The sequence below is a fragment of the Paraglaciecola sp. genome, assembly GCF_030730205.1.
Taxonomy (GTDB): Bacteria; Pseudomonadota; Gammaproteobacteria; order Enterobacterales; family Alteromonadaceae; genus Paraglaciecola.
This window is the reverse complement of sequence record NZ_JANQVQ010000011.1, coordinates 1-3,023: the sequence shown is the minus strand read 5'-3', so window position 1 is coordinate 3,023 and position 3,023 is coordinate 1. Positions and strand designations below refer to the sequence as shown.

The window sequence follows — 3,023 nt, the reverse complement described above, 5'->3', positions numbered from 1 at the left end:
AGCAAGCCAGTAAAAATGAGCGAGTGCAGGCCGCTATTGCTAGAGCGAAAGCCAAAAAGGCAGCAAGTAATACTGATAATGACAGCGAGCAAGTTCCTGCCGCCGCGCCTGTGCAAACCAGTAAAAATGAGCGTGTACAGGCCGCTATCGAAAAAGCGAAAGCTAAAAAGGCCTCAGAGGAAGACCAAAAGCGACAAGAAGAAGCGATGGAGCCTCCACAAGAACCGCTTAGATCATCACAGCCATCGCGAGCACAGGTAACTGAGGAGCAAGCCCCGAGCAGTGAAGCGGTGGATGAAAAACAGCAAAGAATAAACGCTGCTGTGGCTAAAGCCAAAGCGAAAAAATTAGCGAATACGCTTGATAGCGATGCACACCCACAAGCACTTACTCGCTTAGACGAGCTTGTTGAAAAGGCTTCTGTCGCTGAGCAAAGCGCATTATCAGCGCAAAGTGAGCAAACTAAAAGGGACGATGAAAATCACGCTCTAGACGAAAAAAAGCGTAGAATAGCGGCCGCTGTGGCCAAAGCAAAAGCGAAAAAAGCGGCAGAGCAAGCTGCTAACAATGAAAAACAATAAAATGAATTTTAACCTAGCAAGTTCACCTCACCAGCATATCAAACGTAATACAGGTCAAGTTATGCGGCTCGTTATTTATGCGTTAATTCCTGGGGTGTTATTACAAACCTATTTTTTTGGTTTTGGTACCTTAATACAAATAGTCTTAGCGGTCATAACGGCCATCGTAACAGAAGCAAGCATTCTTGAACTAAGAAAGCGTGACTTTGAGCGTAGTTTAAAAGATTACAGTGCGGTGCTAACTGCCATACTGTTAGCCATTAGCATACCACCTCTCGCTCCTTGGTGGCTTATCGTAATCGGGACTTTTTTTGCGATTGCTATCGTCAAACAGCTCTATGGTGGCTTAGGCTTTAACTTATTTAATCCTGCCATGGCAGCGTATGTCATGCTGTTAATCTCGTTTCCGCTTCAAATGACCCAATGGTTACCAGCACAAAGCTTGGCTCAGTATGGTCATTCGTTTACTGATAGCCTTTTCACCATATTCACCGGATTTACCCAAAATGGCTTGAGCCTCAACCAATTGCAATTTGGTATTGACGGTACGACCATGGCAACACCTTTAGATACGGTTAAAACACAACTGGTTAAAGGCCTAACCTATACAGAAAGTCTCGAGTTCACTATTTTTGACAGCAGTATTTATTCTTTAAATGTCGCGTGGTCTTGGATTAGTCTTGGTTTTTTAGTCGGTGGCCTAGGCTTATTAAAGCTAAAAGTCATCAATTGGCATATTCCTGTTAGTATGATCCTAAGTCTATTCTTCGTCGCTACCGTGATGTCTTTGGTTGATGGTGATAGATTTGCCTCAGCGATTTTCCATATCTTTAACGGCAGTATTATCATTGGGGCCTTTTTTATCGCGACCGACCCTGTCTCAGCCTCGACAACCAATAAAGGCCGATTAATTTTTGGCGCAGCCATAGGCTTTTGGGTCTATGTTATCCGCACTTGGGGGGGCTATCCTGATGCAGTAGCGTTTGCGGTGATCATTATGAACATGGCTGTACCCTTGATTGATTATTACACACAGCCAAGAGTCTATGGTCATAAAGCTGGGGCAAAGGTGCGTAAAAAATGAAGCAATCCGTCAGTAAAAATGGCCTTATTTTAGCGGCCTTTGCTATGGCAACCAGTGGTTTAATTGCTTTAACGTATTTTGCCACTCACGAGCAAATCGCACTGCAGCAACAAGCTAAATTACAAGGTATTTTAAACGCAATAATCGAACCGAGCAGTTATAACAACGCCATTGCTAACAACTGTGTGAACGTTGTTTCACCTGAATTTTTGGGCAGTGACGAAGCACAGCGTATTTATCGCGCTTACAACAACGAGAAGCCGGTTGGGGTTGCTATTGAGACAACCGCGCCTGATGGTTATAGTGGAAAAATACAGCTGGTTGTCGGTCTGACTAACGACCCACAAGGCAATCCTCTCATCAGTGGAGTACGTGTGCTCGATCATAAAGAAACACCGGGCTTAGGTGACAAAATCGATATACGTGTAAATGATTGGATTTTGGATTTTGCTCAGAAAGTAGTGAGTACTGATACCCTCGCCCGCTTTGATGTGAAAAAAGATGGTGGTCAATTTGATCAATTCACCGGAGCAACTATTTCGCCCAGAGCAGTCGTTAAGGCCGTTAAGCGCAGTGCTCTGTATTATCAAGAGCAACAAAAGGCAATCTTTGATGCACCTAATACCTGCGCAAAGACACTAAGCAGTTCAACAGAGGCGCAATAAAATGAACGAGTTTAAGCAATTGAGCTGGCAGGGGCTATGGAAAAACAACCCAGCTTTAGTGCAATTGTTAGGGCTTTGTCCCTTGCTTGCGACCACGGCAACTCTAATCAATGGTCTTGGTTTGGGCTTAGCCACCACACTGGTATTAATAGGCTCAAATACCACGGTATCGCTTATTCGTAACTATGTACCCAATGAAATTCGCATTCCTATATTTGTCATGATTATTGCGTCTTTTGTCACGATTGTGCAGCTATTAATGAACGCCTACACCTTCACATTGTATCAAGCACTTGGCATCTTTATTCCGCTGATTGTTACTAATTGCGCCATAATCGGTCGTGCTGAAGCCTATGCTGCGAAAAATCCGGTAGGATTAGCTGCGATTGACGGCCTGATGATGGGCTTAGGCTTTACATTTGTCTTGGTGACTCTGGGGGCGATGCGCGAGTTGTTAGGCTATGGCACTTTGTTTGCTGGGGCTAATTTATTATTTGGTGACTGGGCGAATAATTGGCAGCTCACGCTATTTCATACTGATAGTCCCTTTTTATTGGCCATTCTTCCCCCTGGGGCATTTTTAGGTATGGGATTATTGATCGCCTTAAAAAATGTGTTGGATAAACGCATGGAACACATGTTTGCAGCTAAAAAAGAAGCAAAAGTGGTACAACGAGCACGGGTGACCGCTGA

General features: G+C 44.2%; 3 protein-coding genes and 1 pseudogene. All 4 read left to right on the top strand.

Features of this window, described 5'->3' with window-relative positions:
• Positions 1 to 581: pseudogene (locus NWQ57_RS00895) on the top strand (electron transport complex subunit RsxC); the annotation flags it as partial.
• A 1-nt stretch (position 582) separates the two neighbouring features.
• A complete protein-coding gene (gene rsxD, locus NWQ57_RS00890; protein ID WP_306020047.1) occupies positions 583 to 1,665 on the top strand; it encodes an electron transport complex subunit RsxD in 1,083 nt (360 codons plus the stop codon).
• Positions 1,662 to 2,330, top strand: coding sequence for an electron transport complex subunit RsxG (rsxG, locus tag NWQ57_RS00885; protein WP_306020044.1), 669 nt, complete (start codon positions 1,662 to 1,664; stop codon positions 2,328 to 2,330). Before rsxD ends, rsxG begins: the two co-directional genes overlap by 4 nt.
• Before the next feature lies 1 nt (position 2,331).
• Positions 2,332 to 3,023 (top strand): electron transport complex subunit E (locus NWQ57_RS00880; protein WP_306020043.1); only part of this gene is annotated, 692 nt, incomplete at its 3' end.